General features: G+C 48.6%; 17 protein-coding genes. 6 read left to right on the forward strand and 11 right to left on the reverse strand.

All coding sequences use genetic code 11. The annotated features are described in order from the left end of the window. Positions 1-121: 121 nt before the first annotated feature. Positions 122-481: an OsmC family protein gene (locus tag ACR9Y8_RS03765; protein WP_481216211.1), complete on the forward strand. Its 360-nt coding sequence runs from the start codon at positions 122-124 to the stop codon at positions 479-481. A gap of 5 nt (positions 482-486) precedes the next feature. On the opposite strand, the gene ACR9Y8_RS03770 is transcribed toward ACR9Y8_RS03765, so the two are convergent. From ACR9Y8_RS03770 to ACR9Y8_RS03785, 4 genes are read right to left on the reverse strand one after another with little or no spacing between them, the layout of a single operon-like run. Then, positions 487-1,947, reverse strand: a complete 1,461-nt coding sequence (locus ACR9Y8_RS03770) for a L,D-transpeptidase family protein (protein WP_481211897.1) — start codon at positions 1,945-1,947, stop codon at positions 487-489. A gap of 5 nt (positions 1,948-1,952) precedes the next feature. Continuing rightward, entirely contained in the window at positions 1,953-2,879 is a 927-nt protein-coding gene (locus tag ACR9Y8_RS03775) for a 1-phosphofructokinase family hexose kinase (RefSeq protein WP_481211898.1), read from the reverse strand. A gap of 3 nt (positions 2,880-2,882) precedes the next feature. Then, positions 2,883-3,395 carry a flavodoxin domain-containing protein gene (locus tag ACR9Y8_RS03780; RefSeq protein WP_481211899.1) on the reverse strand — a complete coding sequence of 171 codons (513 nt, stop codon included), beginning with the start codon at positions 3,393-3,395 and terminating at the stop codon, positions 2,883-2,885. A gap of 12 nt (positions 3,396-3,407) precedes the next feature. Further along, positions 3,408-4,232, reverse strand: a complete 825-nt coding sequence (locus tag ACR9Y8_RS03785) for a hypothetical protein (protein ID WP_481211900.1) — start codon at positions 4,230-4,232, stop codon at positions 3,408-3,410. Between the two features lie 164 nt (positions 4,233-4,396). On the opposite strand from ACR9Y8_RS03785, the gene ACR9Y8_RS03790 reads away from it, so the two are divergent. Then, on the forward strand, positions 4,397-4,897 hold the full coding sequence (locus ACR9Y8_RS03790) for a hypothetical protein (protein WP_481211901.1): 501 nt from the start codon (positions 4,397-4,399) through the stop codon (positions 4,895-4,897). On the opposite strand, the gene ACR9Y8_RS03795 is transcribed toward ACR9Y8_RS03790, so the two are convergent. The 4 genes from ACR9Y8_RS03795 to ACR9Y8_RS03810 form a co-directional block, all read right to left on the reverse strand. Next, on the reverse strand, positions 4,889-6,013 hold the full coding sequence (locus ACR9Y8_RS03795) for a site-2 protease family protein (protein WP_481211902.1): 1,125 nt from the start codon (positions 6,011-6,013) through the stop codon (positions 4,889-4,891). The two genes, ACR9Y8_RS03790 and ACR9Y8_RS03795, sit on opposite strands and share 9 nt — an antisense overlap. A 17-nt stretch (positions 6,014-6,030) precedes the next feature. Beyond that, a complete protein-coding gene (locus ACR9Y8_RS03800; protein WP_481211903.1) occupies positions 6,031-7,215 on the reverse strand; it encodes a hypothetical protein in 1,185 nt (394 codons plus the stop codon). Between the two features lie 10 nt (positions 7,216-7,225). Then, positions 7,226-8,059, reverse strand: a complete 834-nt coding sequence (locus ACR9Y8_RS03805) for a hypothetical protein (RefSeq protein WP_481211904.1) — start codon at positions 8,057-8,059, stop codon at positions 7,226-7,228. Between the two features lie 75 nt (positions 8,060-8,134). After that, positions 8,135-8,587, reverse strand: coding sequence for an Hsp20/alpha crystallin family protein (locus ACR9Y8_RS03810; protein ID WP_481211905.1), 453 nt, complete (start codon positions 8,585-8,587; stop codon positions 8,135-8,137). A 198-nt stretch (positions 8,588-8,785) separates the two neighbouring features. Between ACR9Y8_RS03810 and ACR9Y8_RS03815 the strand changes: the two genes are divergently transcribed. Next, positions 8,786-9,706, forward strand: coding sequence for a universal stress protein (locus tag ACR9Y8_RS03815; RefSeq protein ID WP_481211906.1), 921 nt, complete (start codon positions 8,786-8,788; stop codon positions 9,704-9,706). Here the strand turns inward: ACR9Y8_RS03815 and ACR9Y8_RS03820 are convergent. After that, entirely contained in the window at positions 9,703-11,169 is a 1,467-nt protein-coding gene (locus ACR9Y8_RS03820; RefSeq protein ID WP_481211907.1) for a trypsin-like peptidase domain-containing protein, read from the reverse strand. The genes ACR9Y8_RS03815 and ACR9Y8_RS03820 overlap by 4 nt on opposite strands. Before the next feature lie 154 nt (positions 11,170-11,323). Here ACR9Y8_RS03820 and ACR9Y8_RS03825 point away from each other — a divergent pair, with 154 nt between their 5' ends. From ACR9Y8_RS03825 to ACR9Y8_RS03835, 3 genes are all read left to right on the forward strand, one after another. Further along, positions 11,324-11,977 (forward strand): BON domain-containing protein, encoded by a 654-nt coding sequence (locus ACR9Y8_RS03825; RefSeq protein WP_481211908.1) that lies wholly within the window; start codon positions 11,324-11,326, stop codon positions 11,975-11,977. A gap of 78 nt (positions 11,978-12,055) precedes the next feature. Beyond that, entirely contained in the window at positions 12,056-12,280 is a 225-nt protein-coding gene (locus ACR9Y8_RS03830; RefSeq protein ID WP_481211909.1) for a glycogen debranching enzyme N-terminal domain-containing protein, read from the forward strand. A gap of 115 nt (positions 12,281-12,395) precedes the next feature. Next, positions 12,396-12,854, forward strand: a complete 459-nt coding sequence (locus ACR9Y8_RS03835; protein WP_481211910.1) for a pyridoxamine 5'-phosphate oxidase family protein — start codon at positions 12,396-12,398, stop codon at positions 12,852-12,854. Here ACR9Y8_RS03835 and ACR9Y8_RS03840 read toward each other — a convergent pair. Both ACR9Y8_RS03840 and ppsA read right to left on the reverse strand, forming a co-directional pair. After that, complete coding sequence (locus ACR9Y8_RS03840; protein ID WP_481211911.1) at positions 12,839-15,346, reverse strand: cation-translocating P-type ATPase; 2,508 nt, start codon at positions 15,344-15,346, stop codon at positions 12,839-12,841. The genes ACR9Y8_RS03835 and ACR9Y8_RS03840 overlap by 16 nt on opposite strands. Positions 15,347-15,360: 14 nt before the next feature. Then, on the reverse strand, positions 15,361-17,772 hold the full coding sequence (gene ppsA, locus ACR9Y8_RS03845; RefSeq protein WP_481211912.1) for a phosphoenolpyruvate synthase: 2,412 nt from the start codon (positions 17,770-17,772) through the stop codon (positions 15,361-15,363). Between the last annotated feature and the right edge of the window lie 25 nt (positions 17,773-17,797).

The following is a 17,797-nucleotide window of genomic DNA, read 5'->3' on the forward strand; positions in this document are numbered from 1 at the left end:
TGAATACCACATCTTCCGTTAAGAACCAGAAAAATAACCAGATTTGCTTCAACATCCGGCTTGACTGGCTGGAGAAAAAAGGAGCCTGGTTACATCGGATGAAGTAAAAGATACCATCCGTATTGCAACCCCTCCTGTCTTTGGTGGCGAGGGCAAAGAGTGGAGCCCCGAGCATCTCTATATCAGCGCCATTGCTGGTTGTTTTATGAACACCTATCTTTATTTCGCGGGCCGGCTGGGGTTTGAAACGTCGCATTTTATCTGTGAAGTAAGAGGCAAGATTGAACTATCTAATGGGAAATATGTGTTTACCGAGGTCGATATCTATCCAAAGATATTCATTGCCAAAGAAGCATACAGGGCAAAGGCACAGCAGGCACTCAAAAAAACAATCAGTAATTCACTGGTAGCCAATTCCAGTAAGGCTGTTATCAACTGCCGGGCTGAGATCCTCCTTGACCTGCATCCCAAATATATATGAGCGGCTTAGTTCAATATATTATATTCATTCGTGTAAAAACGCAAGTTGCCATTCTCATCCGGCCAGGCTGTATTGTATAGAACAAATACATATACCGTATCATTAAGTGGCATATTTACCGGTTTTTGTCCGGGCTTCCATCCCTTTGCGATCAGGGAATCCATCTCTGCCGCCTTATCCTTCTGCAGTAAACGGGCCAAAGTAAGGGCGTCCTCCACCCTTATGCAGCCATGGCTGAAAAACCGCTGATTCAACATAAAGAGGCTTTTCCATGGTGTATCATGCAGATATACCGAATAAGGACTGTAAAAATCAAGTTTCACAATCCCCAGTGAATTATCACAGCCGGTACCTTGTCTCAGCACGTAAGGAAAATTACCGGGCTGCAGTGACTGCCAGTTAACCATCGCAGGATCTACTATCCTTCCTCTACGGTCAAGTACTTCGAACCCGTTAGCATCTAAGTACCCAATATCCTGTTTAATATGAGGCAGCAGCTCACGGGTAGCGATCTTATGGGGCACTGTCCAGTAAGGGTACACTACCACTTCGCTGATACGGCTGCAAAGGGTTGGAGTAGGAGTTGATCTTTTGCCTACCACTACACGTGAGTATAATGTTGGTTTGCCTTGCTGATAGAGCACCAGGCTACCGGATGGTATGTTCACCACCACGATTGCAAAACGTTGCCGGGCACAATTCAGCCAGCGCAGCTGGTTCAAAGCCTGTTCCAATTCATGTATCCTGACTAAAAAAGGTACATTCAGCGCTTTCAGCACATTACCGCGCAGTGTACCATCGGGCAGCAGATTGAACATGCGCTGGACAAGGGCAAGCTTTTGCGGCAGATCCGCGCTCCTGATAGTGTCGGGTGAACTTCCATCCAGGACGCCATACTGGAGTAGTCTATTTAACAGTGGTTTATTCGAAGTGTCAACTTTAACGCTGGCGACCACAACATCCCGGAAGCTGCTGTCTGCAGTTCGGCGCAGGAAGAAGGCGATCTTATCTTTCATGGCCTGGTACCCGGGAAAAGCTGGCTCTACTGCCTGGAGAAATGAGGAAAATCTGCCGGCAGACAGATATATAACCATGCTATCCGCTAAATGGCTATCGCATACGGGATTATAGGGGGGACCATTATACTTTACGGGTGGGTGTATCATTCTGCCGTAGGCTACGTCGCTGAAGAACCGCAAAGCCAGGTTATTGATCAATACTTCTGTTTCTATGGTATCTGCAGCCGTGGCAAGCGGGGATGTACTATTAAGTACGGAACGGATGAAAGCCTCCTGGTAATCATTTTCCCGCAAGCCCAGATAAGGCGCCTGCTTTAAATAAGCAGCCAGTACCTCCAGGTCCCGGCGGTTAGCGGAGGAGAGCCAGGCAACACGCTTACCTGATTGTGCTTTGACCGCCAATGCGAAGCCGATAGCTATAAGTGCCAGGGATAATAACTTCATCATAACCTTTATACAGTTTTCAACCAATCGTATAATCTCAGCGCATCTTGCTTCTTAAAGAGCGCGGTTCCACGGCTCATTGTAGCGGCAGTACCGCATGCCACTCCAAAACGGATCACTTCAGCGAGGGGCCGCTGCTGCTCCAGCATATAGGCTATACCGGCTACCATGCTGTCGCCAGCCCCTACAGTGGTCTGCTTCTTTACGATAGGGGCGGGCACCCGTATTTCCTGGTCTTTTGAGATCAGTAAGGCCCCTGCTGGTCCCATGGATGCCACCAATATCTCGCAATAGCCAAGGCTGATCACGCGCCTTGCAGCATCCGCCACTTCCTCCAATTGCAAATAATCTCTGTCGACCAGGCTACATAGCTCCGACAGATTGGGCTTTAACAGGTAAACACCTTCTCTGGCGGCTTTTTGCAGTGGCTCGCCAGAAGTATCCACAATCAATCTGGCCCTTTTATCCCTGGCTATCCTTGCCAGTCGTGCAAAAAAATTTTCCGGTGCGCCGGGCGGCAGGCTTCCGCTGGCTACTATCACCTGTGATGCCGTCTGAAACATGCTTATTTCCGCCAGGCAAGCGTCCGTCTCGGCGGTGTTTAATGCGCCGCCTGGCATTATAAAACGGTACTGGGCGTTTACAGACAGATCAGTGACGGTTATATTCTCTCTTGTTTCGGCAGCTACCGGAACTGCCTTATGAGGTATATTAGCAGCAGACAGTAAATGTTGCAGTGATTCGCCATTCGCGCCTCCCGCCGGGAAAATGGCGAGGGTCTCTCCTTCCAGCTCACAGATGGCCTTACTAACGTTAATACCACCGCCGCCAGCCTCCATCAAAGGCTCTGCACAGCGCAACTTCTTTTCGGGCATCATCTTCTCTACGGTGGTACTTTTGTCGAGAGCGGGGTTAATGGTTATTGTAAGGATCATAGCTTATTGTCCTACTTTCAGGTAATTGACGGCCTTAACCAGGCTTTCTATATGTTGACGATCCACCCTGTTATAGTCAACAAGCGGGATCTCGTTTTTAGAGCCTTTAGACAGCCATGCACCCATTTTCAGCAGCAGCTTGTCTCCCCAGGACAATTTATTAAACTCAAGTTTACCGGGGAAGAAGAAGTATTTACACTTTTTCCAGACGTCTTCAGGAACATTGGCTTTTATATACCCTATCAACTTTTCCTTTTCTTCCAGGGGAGTGCCCGTCACAACGAACAGATATACTTTCCTGGTGGATAGAAAATCCTGGTTCTCGCGGATCCATTTTTTTAACTGCAGCTTACCGATATAAATGCTAGATCCGAGGACCACAAAATCTGCGTCTGCCAGCTGTGCAGTACTTTCGGCTCCCGCAGGTACCACGGGAACTTCCAATGCGTTGCCAAGCCATACGGCATATTGCCGTGTAGCGCCATATTTGCCTTTATAGACGATTATCCCTTTCATATAGCGTTTATTTTATGGATGCGTGATAAAAACAGGTATATCGATTGTACGAAGGATACTTTCGGCGTCGCTCCGATGGAAAAAACGGGATAGCCTGCTGCGGCCATAAGCTCCGTAAGTAACGATACAATCGTTGCGGTGGATCAGCATCGCCATGAATTCAGGCACCGGTTCACCGTTCAATACAGTATATTTTACTTCATCGTAGTGATGTTCCATATAGTCTTTCAGCATATTCTCATGGGGCATGGATGTCTTGCCGCCTTCAGCCACGTACACCACATTCGCGGGCATATCGGAGTATCCCGGGAATAGCTGGGTGAACTGCCGGATGGCATACATGGAGGAAAACGTTCCATTATAAGAGAATATAAGCTCCCTGAGGCGGGGCGTGTTGTCCGGTAAAACCATTACCGGGCACTCGGCCTGCGCCAGCACATCTTTCACAAAATGGGGAGGATTGCTTTCATAGAGGAAAGCAAAGGAGGTATTGTTATTGATCAACAAAAGATCTGCAAACCTGCTGGCAGCAAGTACTTCCTGCAAGGGCGCGCTTACCGTTTCCTGGATGTGGATATCATCACTATAGCTATTACAGGCGCGGTAGATCCTTTCAACGTTCTCTTTCCTGAGATGATCCTGCTCTTCCAGTGTCTCCCTCACCATTTGTTCATACTGGAAGGTGGACACACTGGCGATGGGCATGTTCTGGGCTACCAGGTTTTCCAATATTACAACAGTGAGCTTGCCCTGGGCTTCCCTGGCTATATACACAAAGCTTTCGATCTGTTCTTCGGAAAAGTGAATGGCGTCAATAGCGGCAATTATTTTTTTCATAATGCTGGGTTTTATACTGCTAATTTACCGACGCGTAAACGGGGCCCGAATGACAAAACTCAGAACCGCACATGATTATGGTCAAAGAAATGTCCAATGACCGTCATTCCTCAGCCAGTGGCGCCGGGCTATATTTGTTGTTATTAATACTAAATTCAAATCATATGCGAGGGAACATATTTTCACCGGAATCCGTTCTTTCAAATGCAATAAGCCTCTTACTGCTTCTTCTTGCGCTTAAACGGCCGGTTACCGCCAGGACGCTGATCAGCATCCTGTTCATCGGCGCTGCGTGCTTCAATGGTTACACAGCGATCGCACATCCGGAAAGATATATGGTTTATGCCGATCTTGCGGCATTACCAGCCTATGAGACATTTATCAGGGGAGCTTTCAGCCGGCATACCAGCAACTTTATCCTGACGATTGCGATAGCGCAGCTGGCAATAGGCATCTGTATTGCTGGCAGAGGAACACTTTTAAGAGCAGCGCTGGCCGGGGCTGCCATCTTTTTGCTTGCCATTGCCCCGCTGGGAGCAGGATCTGCATTTCCCTGCACGGTTGTTCTTGCAGCAGCATGCATCGTATTGATTATGAAAGGGCAGCAGGAAAGCCTGGCGGCGATCTACAACAGGAAATTTTGGAAACGCCACCCCTTAGTGTAAGAGCCTGGCAATAGTTACTGCGCCGGGAAATCGTTTAATATTAATATTGCGGATCAGCAGGTGCTCCACTATACTATCGAGATTCACGATACCGGTCAGCTGATGTCCATCGGTTACAGGATATACGGCCGGGCCCTTCTGCAAAAGCTTGTCGATCGCATCAACTGCAAGACTATCTTCGGTCAGACAAAGAGACGCAGGGGCGATCAGGCGGCTGATCCGCTCATCAAGGCGGTCTGCTGCGACTGCATTGAGGATCACATTACGGTCTACTACTCCATACGGCGCCTCTCCTGACGTTAATACAAAATATTTATTGTGACATTCCAGCAACCGTACGGCCGCTTCCCTAACGGAAAGATTGGCATCCAGCTGTGCAAAATCGCGGTTAACCAGTTCTTCTAACCGTAGTCCACCCGCTGCTGCTCTCAGGTACACGAACTGCTCCTCAGCCGAGCCGGCGACCATGATGAATACGCCAATCACCGCCAGGACCAGGTTAAATGAGACCAGGCCTGCCAGGATAAAAAAACCTGCTATTATACGGCCAGTGAGGACAGCCATTCCTGTAGATCTGTCATAGCTGGAGAACAGGCCGAGGATCCCCCGCAATACCCTGCCACCATCCATCGGAAAGGCCGGGATCAGGTTAAAGAGCGCAAGTACAATATTGACGGTGTGCAGGTAATAAAGGAAGTTTGAAGGCTGCACATTACTGATCACAGACGAGGCTTTCCAGAACGGAGCATAGGTATCCAGGAAAGGCACGATCAATAATGCAATCACCAAGTTGACCACAGGACCCGCCACACTGATGGCAATTTCCTGCTGTGGTTTCTCTGGTATTTTTTCCATGCTGGCCAGTCCTCCTATTGGCCAAAGGGTGATATCTTTCGTACGGATGCCATAGCGGGCGGCTACGAGCGCATGCCCAAGCTCGTGCAATATCACACAGGCGAATATAGCTACAACGGAAAAGAAGGACCATAAAGCCTGCAATAGGGAATCCCTGTTAATGGCCTGTAAGATGAGCATCCACGCTATGAGGAAAATAAAGGTCCAGTGAAGATAAACGCCTGTGCCCTTTACAGTAAATATTTTCAATGCTTTTTTCATATGCAGCTATTTAGGGGTCATGCTGCAAATGGCTTATGTTGCATTGTATACGGCCGCCATTTTATATTGTGAATCACTGACCCGAACACCATACCTACTGTCAGCCACACCACTATCCAGCCCATCAAAGGCACCAGGGATACCAGTTTCAGGATAATAAATACGACCAGGCTGGCCCAGACCTGATTACGGAAGCTCCATCTTCTCCCGTACCGGATATTGTACCAGTTGGTGATCACTATGGATGATATAATAAGAGACAGCATGACAATGATAAAGTACAGGACCATTGCCAGTAAGCCCAATGGCAGTCCGATGATAGTCGCACAAACCACCGCAATTGCAATAGGTGCGAGCACGAGGAACAGCAATCCATATCCAATGTGCCGGGGAATATTACCAGCGAGGGTCTCTCCGGACCTCTGCAGCAGGTTACCGAACAGATACCGGATCACCAGTATAAAGATCAATACTGCTGACAGATACCATAATAATGCAAGAAATGAAGCAAAACCAAGGTATTGCCATCGGGGGCCTGCTATTCTCAGAGACTGATCATAAACAGCCCTCCCGTTCTTAACGGATTGACCGAAATTCGCTTTGCCATCCCGGTCCCAGTATCTTACCTCCTGCATGAAGGCGGCGTCGGGGCCAATCAGGATCTTTTGTGCAGCGAGGGTGGTATGTCCATTTACAGCACCGTTGATGGCCAGGTCTCCTCCTTTTACATCAAGGTCCTGCCCAATAGTACCATTGATTTTCAATTTTCCGGCTCCGGATTTTACATAACCTTTGACAATACCATTCATCAGTACCTCGCCACCACCAGCCAGCAGGCTGCCGGATATAACAGCCGTCCTGGCTATCTGTACATCGCCTCCTGTGATTAACAGGTCTCCGCTAACATCTTTCTCAAGCAGAAGCCTTCCCCCTGCGCAACGGATATCATCGCCCACGAAACCTCTAAAGGTGATCGTTCCTCCTGCTACCAGGATATCGTTGGTGACGGAATCATTAATGGTGACAGTACCGCCCGCCAGGACCAAGTCCCCGTGTACCGGGGCATTAATCGTAATTTTACCAGCGGTGATATAGAGGTCGCCATCCACTGGTTTATCTATAGTCACCTCAGATCCATATCTGAATTGCTGGCCTATTGCCAATACCGGGAGCATTAGCAGTATAATCAATAACTTTTTCATGATCTGCTTATTAATAGTGAGCAATAAAGACAGGTTGGCTGATCAGTCTTACCACAGGTGTGGCATGACTGGGCGCAAAGAAACCGGACAGCTGCCCTCTTCCAAAAGCGCCCATTACGATCAACCCGTTCTTCTGCGTCAGCAGGTATTCGAGCAAGCCCGCCCTGAGATGCTTGTCTTCCAGCACCACCAGGTCAATGTCGTTGTAATGTGCTCTTAGCCATTCCTTTAGCTTATACTTGTCTTCCATAGCGGTATCACCGGGCTTTGTAATATTCAATATCACCGCCTTACGGTCACGCAATTCGGGAAACAGATGAGTGAACTCTTTAATAGCAAATACGGAAGAGCGGGAATGATCGAAGGTGAAGATGACCCGGTCTATACCTTCAAAGGCATCGGGGGCAATTATCACCGGACATTCCGCGCCTCTCAGCACTTCCTTCACAAAACCGGTGGGAATGTTTTCCCGCTGATCGCCAAATGTGATAGACGGGTCTATCACTATAAGGTCTGCATACCTGCTTTCACTTACCACTTCGGCAGCGGGCATTCCACGGTCGCGGTGAATATGGCAATTCACCCCTCTCCTTTCGCAGCCCTCTTTGAATGTTTTGATCTGCTGTTCGCAGTAGTTTTCTTTTATCGTCCGAACCGAAGCATCCGGCATTGCTGTTGATACCGCGAGCTGCTGCAGCGTTTCCTTTGAGCGCACTTCATTTTCCATGTTCTCCAGGAAAACGCCAATGAGCCTTGAATGGGTAAGATTGGCAAGAAAACATGCAAAATCCAGGTGCTGCATGTTGAGTTTTACCGCATCTGTAACAAATAATATTTTTTCCATAAAATTGGTTTTTAATAGTGAAAGCCCTGCCCGTTTAAATTAGACAGGGCTTTTCAGCGCACAACCCAATTAATTTTATTTCACATCAATGTGCATGCTGGTCTCTGCCTTTTTAGCTTCTTCTTTCTTAGGCAGTTTCAGTTTCAGGACACCATCTTCGTATTGAGCTTCGATCTTGTCCTTACTTACTGCCTCAGGAAGGCTAAAGCTGCGGGAGAAACTGCTGTAGTTATATTCCTGGCGGCTGAATTTCTCGTTTTTTTCTTCTTTCTTTTCCTCTGTTTCAGCGCTAATGGTAAGCACATTACCATCCAGGTCGATCTTGAAATCGCCTTTCTTCATACCAGGCGCCGCCAAAGACATACGATAAGCGTCTTTATCTTCGCTGACGTTCACTGCAGGAACAGTCAGAGCGGCAAAAGAACGACCGCCATTAAAATCCTGCGCCCATTCTCTCCAGGGCTTAAAAAAGTCTTCAAAAAAAGATGGAAACAACGTACCGGATTTGGTTAATGCTTGAGATGCCATAATAACCTCCTTTTTTTTGTTTAATAATTTTATTTAACGCTAAATTAGGCCCTATCAAAGGATAGCCGAATGACCATGCTCAAGTCAGCAAATGATTATTATCAACTGAAGCGGTTCGGCCCAAATCATTCCCGGAACTGACAGCTGTCATTGAGCGAAACAACTCTGCAGGGGTATATTTGGAAAAAACCCGCAATTATGGAAAAGATATTATTAGTTGTGATCGGGTCTGCACCTGCAGCGAACGCGCTGGAATTTGCCTGCCACTTATCCGGGATGAGCCGGTCTAAACTGGCGGGATACTTTTTTGAAAGCAGCCAGTATGCTGCGCGTCCCAGCATGAAAACAGTATATGGCATGCCTTATGTGGAAACGATCCTGTCGACCGACATACCTGACTATGGCATAAAACATAAAAAGATGGAGGAGCATATTCGCTTATTCCAGTCTACCTGCGATCAGAAAGGTATTCCGGCATCCGTACACTACATGGAGGAGCCTGTTCTGGAAGGGCTTATAGCAGAAAGCCGCTTTGCCGACCTGATAGTGGTAGATGCAGCTGCATCTTATATGGCGAACAGCCTGGAGGCGCCTAGCCCCTTTGTAAAGGAACTGCTGGCAGGCGCCCAATGTCCCGTCATGATCGCGCCATCTGTTAATACTGCTATTGATGAAATCGTATTTTGTTATGATGGTAGTCCCTCTGCCTTATTTGCCATGAAGCAGTTCACCTATCTTTTACCTGAGCTAAGCGATACCAGAGGCACCATCGTCCAGGTCAGGAAGAGTGACGAGCTCCCGGCTGATGAAAAAAGACGTGCCTGCGCATGGTTAAGCCGGCATTTCAGCTATTCAGACTACGTTACATTGGAAGGTAAGCCGGAAGATGAGCTGATCAGCTACCTGCTTAAAAAGAAATATTGTATGGTGGTAATGGGCGCATATGGCAGGAATATGGTATCCAGGTTTTTCCGGCACAGTCATGCTGACCTGTTGATAGAGAACATTGACTTACCCACTCTTCATCACCCATTACTGATCTTAACCGGATCTTATCAAAAAGGAAAGGCCGGGCAGCATGGTAACTGCCCGGCCTTTTTTATGTTCTGTTACTATTAAAGGTCAAATGCTGCATAATACAGCGCCTGTGGATAATCATCATATATACCTGCTATCATTACCCGGCCTTTCAGACCTTTCAGTACCTCCAGCAACTCCACCCTCGACCCTACCGGCCGCCCATTTAACTCCAGGATCACAAAACCAGGTTCTATACTCGTTGAACGGAATATCTTGCCATTCCGTACCTTGATCACCCTTACCCCGCCGCCTTTAATGTTCAGCAGCGCTGTCTCATTGCTGTCGAGGTCTTTTACCTCAATACCCAGCACATTCAGCAGGTAATCATTCCCCAGGTTCATTTTTTCGACAGTCTCCTCGCAACCGTCTAATATCACTTTCAGATCGAGCTCTTTATTCTTACGCACAACAGTTACTGTTACCTGGTCACCAGGGCGCCGCGTGAGCATTATTTCATTAAAGGTAGCTTCTACTTCGATCCGGCGGCTTTCCACCGCAACGATCCTATCTCCTGCCCTGATGCCGGCTTTGGCAGCTGGTCCGCCGTGCAGCAGGCTATCCACCTGTACGCCGTGCATGTCTTCCACATCTTTCAGAAAAACACCCATATAGGCTCTATGTGCAATGCCATATCGTAGCAAATCATTGCAAACCTTTTTTACTATTTCTACAGGAATTGAAAACGCGTATCCCGTGAATTCACCTGTGGGTGTAATGATACCGGTATTGATACCTACCAGCTTTCCATTCACATCTACCAGTGCCCCACCACTACAGCCATCATTCATTACAGCATCCGTCTGTATAAATGAATGAAGCCCGCCTTTTTCTTCCAGGGTATTGACCGATCTTGACTTTGCGCTTACAATACCGGCTGTTACTGTGGAAGCCAGATTAAATGGATTACCGATAGCCAGTACCCAATCGCCTACTGACACTGAATCAGCAGCGCCAAAAGTGACAAAAGGCAGATCCTTTTCATCTATTTTTATCAGTGCCAGGTCTGTAAGGGAGTCGATGCCGATTACCCGCGCTTTGTAGGAGAGCTGGCTGTACAGGATCACCTCAATATCTTTGGCGCCTTTTACAACATGACAATTGGTAACAATATAACCGTCATTGCTGAGCAGCACGCCTGACGCGCTTCCTTTATCGCTATCAGTAGCATGATGCAGAGAATTAGGCCATATATTGTCCGGGTAGAACCGTGAATAAGGATATAACAGATCACCCCTGAAACCGGGGCGATAAGTTGATAATATATGCACTACTCCAGGAAGCGCTTTACCTGCCGCATAACGAAAACTAATATTTGCAGCGGGCGCTTTCATTGAAGGCGCCGCACCTTTTTTGTCGATGGCCACTGCCTGTTTTTCTTCAAACGTTGTGAAGGCCGGCCGGCCGGCAATGATATTCATCACTTTCTCCTGGGCGAAACAAAAGGGCAAAGACAAGTTATATACCAGGAATAATATGGCGGAGTGAAAGACCAGCTTTTTCATAGTTATTATTTTAGCTTCAAAACTACTCCGCACCATAGCAGGTGGAAATGATAAAGATCAGTTGGCGGGATAACAGCTGTCATTCGGATGGTACCCGGGTGAAGATACCTTTGTTCACAGCATACTTTCCTACCATCTTTAAAAAAGTTGTTTTATGCATACAGATTCTGAAATACAAAAGAACGTGATGGATGAGCTGAAATGGGACCCGATCCTGAATTCAGCTGAAATCGGCGTTGCAGTGACAGAGGGGATCGTCACCCTCATGGGCTATGTAGACAATTACAGTCAACGGCTGGCTGCGGAAAATGCCGCCAAGAGAGTGAAAGACGTCCGGGCGGTGGCCATCGATCTGGCCATCAGTCTTCCTGATGGGCAGCGGTGCTCAGATACAGATCTTGCGGCCGCAGCACTGAATGCACTGAAATGGAGCAGTTTTGTGCCGGAGGACAGGATCAGGCTGAAAGTGGATGGCGGATGGATCACTATGGAGGGAGAGGTGGAATGGCAGTTCCAGAAAGAATCCGCCTACAGTGCTGTGAGTGATCTTATCGGGGTTCATGGCGTCATTATCCGAATCACTGTCCGGCCTAATATTACTCCTGTTATTGTAAAGGATGTCATCAAAAAGGTGCTGGAGCGCAGTGCGGATATTGAAGCAGACAGTATTAACATTTCAACAGATGGTGGAAGGATCGTGCTGAAAGGTAAAGTACGCTCCTGGGCTGAACGGAAGGAAGTACAACGGGCTGTATGGGCAACTCCGGGCGTAATAGAAGTAAAGGATGAACTGATCATTGCCCCTTAAAAGCCTATTATATGGAAACCAGCCAGATAATACGTTTTCGAAGCGACATCATGTCTGCTCCGGAGAAGGCTATCAGCCGTGAATTCCGATGACGACCATGTGCTCCTGTCCTCACTGGATGAAAAAGTGATCGGCGGGGGAACTGCCTGGCGGCTAAGCACTCATCACTATAAGGACACATTTTATCCCGGAGGTTACCGGTATATCACTGAATATGTTGCCTGTCCCGCGCCACAATGGACGTATAGGTTTGGGAACGCTGTCCTGAAAAAAGAGCTGCTATTGAATGCGAGACGCAATTAACACTTACCGGCAGCTATACCTATACATTCCGGGTATTTGCCAAACACCCGCTGCTTCCTCACGGCAGGATTTCCCGCTGGTAATGTGGATCTGATAACAAAATAAACGATAGCATATGTTGGGCAAATTAAATACAGACCAAATCGATGCGGTGCTGGCTGCCAATGTAACCGGCCGCATCGGCTGTACTGATGGAGAAAAGGTATACGTGGTTCCTGTCAGCTATGCCTTTAATGGCAATTACGTGATCGCACACTCCAGGGAAGGCATGAAGATCAGCATGATGCGGACGCATCCGCATGTATGTTTCCAAGTGGATGAGATAGACGACTACGCCAACTGGCGCAGTGTGATTGCCTGGGGAGATTACGAAGAAGTAACGGACCCGCGGGAGCGGTACTATGCCATGAAATACCTGGTGGGCCATTTAATACATAGGCAGGTGAGCGAGACCGCCGGCGTAGACGAAATGCGCAAGGCGGTGGAAGATGCGCACGAACCCGATCATCACCCCCGGCCTGTTGTATACCGTATCAGGTTAAACGAAAAAACCGGGCGCTACGAGAAGAAGTAAGACCGCCCAGTTTTATATGCTTCAAACCAGCCTACGCTTAGCAGCGCAGTCGCGGTGCATAGCAGAAGATCAGGCAGGCCAAGCAGCACCAGGCCAAAAATAGCTCTAAGCGCTGGCAGCAGCTGAATTGCAAAAAGGAATAACAGGGAGATCATTATTACAACTGGGGCGAGGTTATTTTTGTAGCGCATAGTGTGAGCAATATTGACGGTGAAAGAGCGGTCCACGAAAGTGAGCAATATATTACTAATGATCAGTGTGATGAACACTATTGTTCGGGTCAGCTCGAGTGTATGCTGCTGCATATAGCTATGATAAAGCCAGAGCAGGCCCGCAGTTATCATTAGCCCCTGTATAATCGTTACCAGGAGCTCATCGGCCCTGAAAAGTCCCCGCTCAAGCCTGCTTGAATCAGGTCCCATTAAGCTTGTTTCAACCGGTTCACGTTCAAAAAATATGGAACAGGTTGGGCCCATGATCAGTTCCAGGAAGATGATATGCACAGGGGTGAAAATGACCGGATATTTCCAGCCCAGTATCAGTGGAAGACCAGCAGTAAATATGATGGGAATATGAATGGAAATGATATACCGGATTGCTTTTTTCAGATTGCTGTAGATCTTCCTTCCCTGCATAACAGCTTCCGGGATCATTTCCAGTTCATCGTCAGTAATCACCAGGTCTGCCGCCAGGCGGGCTATATCCGTTCCCCTTTTGCCCATGGCGATGCCAATGTGGGCTGCTTTCAGGGCAGGGCCATCATTGACGCCATCGCCTGTCATCGCAACGGTTTCATTATCTCTCTTCAGCGCATCAATCACCTTTTGTTTTGCTTCAGGGAACATACGCGCAAATACGTTCGACCCTTTTATCGTCTCCAGCAAGCCGCTGCCCGATAGTTCCATGATCTCAGCGCCTGTAACAATCTGCCCTGGGTTAGGGATCCCCGTCTTTTCCGCAATGTGTGCAGCTGTCCCGGGATAGTCGCCGGTGAGGAGCTTTACATTTATCCCGGCATTATGCAGGCGTTGAATCACCGCAGCGGCATTATGCCTGGGTGGATCATACAGGCTTACAAAACCTTCGAACCGCCAGTTGAAAAGGTCTTGTTCAGGCGGTAATGCGCCGGTTGTATGTATGGCGCTCGCGACACCCAGCACCCGGTATCCTTTGGAAGCCATCTCATCGACATACCTGTTCAGTTTTTCCCTGAGGGGACCATTCAACCGGCAAACTGTCATGATCCTTTCCGGACCGCCCTTGGCCGTTGCCATCAGAGCGCCGTCATAAGGGTAAACATGCGTCATCATGGGAGGACGGCCCTGCAATGGGTATTCATGTATCATCGTGGGTAAGGGAGGCTTTTGCGGATCCTCTTCCGAGAGGGCCTGCAAAATAGCTTTCTCCATATTGTCGAATGGCTGGGGCTCGCTTGCAAGGGCTGCGTAGCGCAGCAGGGATGAACCCGCGGGTACCTGCTCCCGTTCCAGGTCAGTAAGCAGGCCGGAGCGATGGTCGTATACCATCACCACTTTCATCCTGTTCGCCGTTATGGTTCCTGTTTTATCCAAACATACCACGCTGACAGCGCCAAGGTACTCTATGACCTGCGGATTACGCGAAATAATGCCTTTACGGGACATATAGAAGGCGCCGAGCGCCATAAAAGAGGAAAAGGCTACTGGTATTTCTTCAGGGATAGCGGCCATGGCCAGGGTAAGCGCTAGGAGAATGCTGCCGGCTATATCGTGGCTTTTCAGAAAATTAAATACGCAGATCAGTACAAAACCAATTGTGCCAAACAGGGCCAGCCTGCGTACGGTACGGTCAACCTGCCGTTGCAACAGGGTTTTAGGCATATCAGGTGCGCCGATGGCAGTCCCCAGTTTTCCCAAGCCGGTTTTGTTGCCCGTGGCCAGCACCTTCATAATACAGCTGCCTGTATTAATGGTTGTGCCCTGGAACAGCAAATTAGCAGTGGTCGTCGCATCTTTTTCCACCGGAAGCGATTCTCCGGTTATCAATGATTCGTTAACGCTAAGATCATTTGCCGACAGGATGATGCCATCCGCCGGTATGAGCTCGCCTTCGCGCAGTAGTACAATATCGCCTGGCACAAGATCTTCTGCATCGATCATTCTTTCCATGCCGTTACGAATTACCGTGGTTGCGGGCGCAGTATATTGGCGTAATGCTTCCAGCGCCCGTGAACTTTTCACCTCCTGATAAAGCGATATTGCTGTTATCATCAGAATGGCGGTGAACATCAGATATCCTTCACTGCTCTCGCCGAGTATGAAATAGAAAACACATGATGCGAGCAATAAAAGGAACATAGGTTCCCTGATGATGCTAACAAGTACGGTAAAAAATCCCCTGGATTGCGTTGCCTGAAAAATATTCCGGCCATACTGCTGTTGCAGATGAGTTACTTCATCCTCACTCAAACCAGTGCGATCTGCCGGAGCCGATATGTTAACCACCTTATCCATCTTGCTATCGGGGCTTATATTAACACTGGTACAGGCAGATTATCCATATTCATCTTTTCTTCTGCGAGGCGAATATTCGTAATTCCACTGAGCAATGCATCAGGATTAAAAGATATACTGTTAATTCCCTGTTCCACCAGGAATGATGCAAAATCCGGAAGATCGCTGGGCGCCTGGCCGCAGAGCCCTACCTGGACGCCTGCCTTTTTTGCGGCACCAATCATCATGGCTATCATCTGCCGGGCTGCGGGATCTTCTTCATTGAAGAGATTTGCCACCAACGCTGAATCCCGGTCTATTCCAAGGGTAAGCTGGGTCAGATCATTGGAGCCAATAGAGAAGCCGTCAAAGACATCAGCAAACAGCGCCGCCTGCAGCACATTGGATGGCAGTTCGGCCATTACATAAACTTCCAGCCCATCTATTCCCTGCTGAAGACCAAATCCGGACATTACTTCCAATACTTTGCGGCCTTCCTCCACCGTACGGCAGAAAGGTATCATCGTCTTTACGTTCCTCAGGCCCATTTCTGTTCTTACTCTTTTGATGGCTGCACATTCAAGCCCGAAGCCTTCCTTATACAATGGGTTGTAATAACGGGAAGCGCCACGGAAGCCCAGCATGGGATTTTCTTCCTTCGGTTCAAAGTCTTTACCGCCAATCAGCTGTGCATATTCATTGGTTTTGAAGTCGCTCATCCTCACGATCACTTCCTTTGGGTAAAAGGCGGCGGCAATGGTGGCAATACCCTGTGAAAGCCTGTCAATAAAGAACTGCTTCTTGTCAGGGTACTGGCTAGTCAGCGCGCTGATCTGTTCGCGTACCGATGCATCCGTTAATTGATCAAAACGTACCAGTGCCATCGGATGAATGCGGATGGCATGTGTAATAATGAACTCCATGCGCAATAAACCTACGCCGTCATTGGGATAGGCAGCAAGACGGAATGCCCTGTCCGGGTCACTGATAATGAGCTTTACTTCCGTTCCCTGCGGTTTAAGCAGGCTGCCCGCATCAATCAGTTTCTCTTCAAATTTGAGTGTACCGTCATATACATAGCCGGTTTTACCTTCGCAACAGGAGATGGTGACGGCTTGTCCGTTCTTAATACTGGTAGTTGCATTCATCGTACCCACGATAGCCGGAACACCTAACTCCCTGGCCACAATGGAAGCGTGGCTGGTGCGCCCGCCGGTATTGGTAACAATAGCGCCTGCTCTTTTAAGTACCGGGTCCCAATCAGGACTGGTAGTATTAGTCACAATGATCTCACCGTCCTGCAGGCTGTCTGCTTCTGCCGGGGACTGCAGTACCCTGGCGATGCCGGTGGCCACCTTATTGCCAATGGCCTCTCCCTTTACCAAGCATGTTCCCTTCTGGAGTAGTTTGTATTCCTTGCTGTCATCTATGTTTTTACGGGAATGTACTGTTTCAGGCCGGGCCTGGACGATGAAGAGGTCTCCTGTAAGCCCGTCTTTTGCCCATTCAATATCCATGGGCCGTTGATAATGTTGCTCAATGACCATTGCCCAGCGGGCCAGTTCCATGATCTCCGGATCGCTGAGCACAAAATGTTCCCGTTTATTGGAAGGTGTGGCAAGGGTGACAGTGCTATCTCCCCCGTTATTATTGCTTGAGTAGACAAGCATATTGGCCTTATCTCCAAGTTTCTTTTGGATAATGGCCTGCTTTCCTTGGAGAAGTGTTGGTTTAAAGATGTAGAATTCATCGGGTACGACTGTACCTTGAACAATCGTTTCTCCCAGGCCGTATACACCGGTAAGGAGGATCACATCCCTGAAACCGGATTCAGGCTCCAATGTAAACCCTACGCCAGAGCATCCGAAGTCCGAGCGGACCATCTTCTGTATGCCAACGGCCAGGGCCACTTTGCCGTGCTCAAAACCGTTATCTTCACGGTACTTGATGGCTCTGTCAGTATATAGCGACGCGAAACACCGTCGTACGGCATCCAACAGGGCTTCTTCCCCTGTTATGTTCAGGTAGGACTCATGCTGACCGGCAAAACTGGCCTGCGGCATATCTTCTGCTGTGGCACTGCTGCGAACGGCAACTGCGGCAGGCATCCCTCCTCTCATGGCCTTATAGGCTTTTACAATACTTTCAGCGAGTGCGACTGGCATTGTTCCGTCCAGGATCAGCTTACGGGCAGCGGCCCCGGTTTGCTGCAGGTTGGAGAAATGTTCACGGTCCAGCTGCTGCATCAGTTGATCCAGGTGTTTCCCTAATTTATTATGATCAAGGTAAGCCCGGAATGCCAAGGCGGTAGTTGCAAAACCATCGGGCACCCTGATACCCTCACCAGATAATGAGGCGATCACCTCGCCGAGGGAGGCATTTTTTCCGCCTACTGTGGGCACGTCGGACAGCCGTATATCTGTGAATTGTTTAATAAAGGATTCCATATACAAGATTTTAGGGAGCTTAACC

It is taken from the genome of Chitinophaga sp. SVR4-12A (assembly GCF_056754765.1).

Bases quoted from the DNA above. Each gene is read 5' to 3' on its own strand.
- ACR9Y8_RS03770 (WP_481211897.1), bottom strand. From the start codon at position 1,947: ATGATGAAGTTATTATCCCTGGCACTTATAGCTATCGGCTTCGCATTG.
- ACR9Y8_RS03775 (WP_481211898.1), bottom strand. From the start codon at position 2,879: ATGATCCTTACAATAACCATTAACCCCGCTCTCGACAAAAGTACCACC.
- ACR9Y8_RS03780 (WP_481211899.1), bottom strand. From the start codon at position 3,395: ATGAAAGGGATAATCGTCTATAAAGGCAAATATGGCGCTACACGGCAA.
- ACR9Y8_RS03785 (WP_481211900.1), bottom strand. From the start codon at position 4,232: ATGAAAAAAATAATTGCCGCTATTGACGCCATTCACTTTTCCGAAGAA.
- ACR9Y8_RS03790 (WP_481211901.1), top strand. From the start codon at position 4,397: ATGCGAGGGAACATATTTTCACCGGAATCCGTTCTTTCAAATGCAATA.
- ACR9Y8_RS03795 (WP_481211902.1), bottom strand. From the start codon at position 6,013: ATGAAAAAAGCATTGAAAATATTTACTGTAAAGGGCACAGGCGTTTAT.
- ACR9Y8_RS03800 (WP_481211903.1), bottom strand. From the start codon at position 7,215: ATGAAAAAGTTATTGATTATACTGCTAATGCTCCCGGTATTGGCAATA.
- ACR9Y8_RS03805 (WP_481211904.1), bottom strand. From the start codon at position 8,059: ATGGAAAAAATATTATTTGTTACAGATGCGGTAAAACTCAACATGCAG.
- ACR9Y8_RS03810 (WP_481211905.1), bottom strand. From the start codon at position 8,587: ATGGCATCTCAAGCATTAACCAAATCCGGTACGTTGTTTCCATCTTTT.
- ACR9Y8_RS03815 (WP_481211906.1), top strand. From the start codon at position 8,786: ATGGAAAAGATATTATTAGTTGTGATCGGGTCTGCACCTGCAGCGAAC.
- ACR9Y8_RS03820 (WP_481211907.1), bottom strand. From the start codon at position 11,169: ATGAAAAAGCTGGTCTTTCACTCCGCCATATTATTCCTGGTATATAAC.
- ACR9Y8_RS03825 (WP_481211908.1), top strand. From the start codon at position 11,324: ATGCATACAGATTCTGAAATACAAAAGAACGTGATGGATGAGCTGAAA.
- ACR9Y8_RS03835 (WP_481211910.1), top strand. From the start codon at position 12,396: ATGTTGGGCAAATTAAATACAGACCAAATCGATGCGGTGCTGGCTGCC.
- ACR9Y8_RS03840 (WP_481211911.1), bottom strand. From the start codon at position 15,346: ATGGATAAGGTGGTTAACATATCGGCTCCGGCAGATCGCACTGGTTTG.
- ppsA (WP_481211912.1), bottom strand. From the start codon at position 17,772: ATGGAATCCTTTATTAAACAATTCACAGATATACGGCTGTCCGACGTG.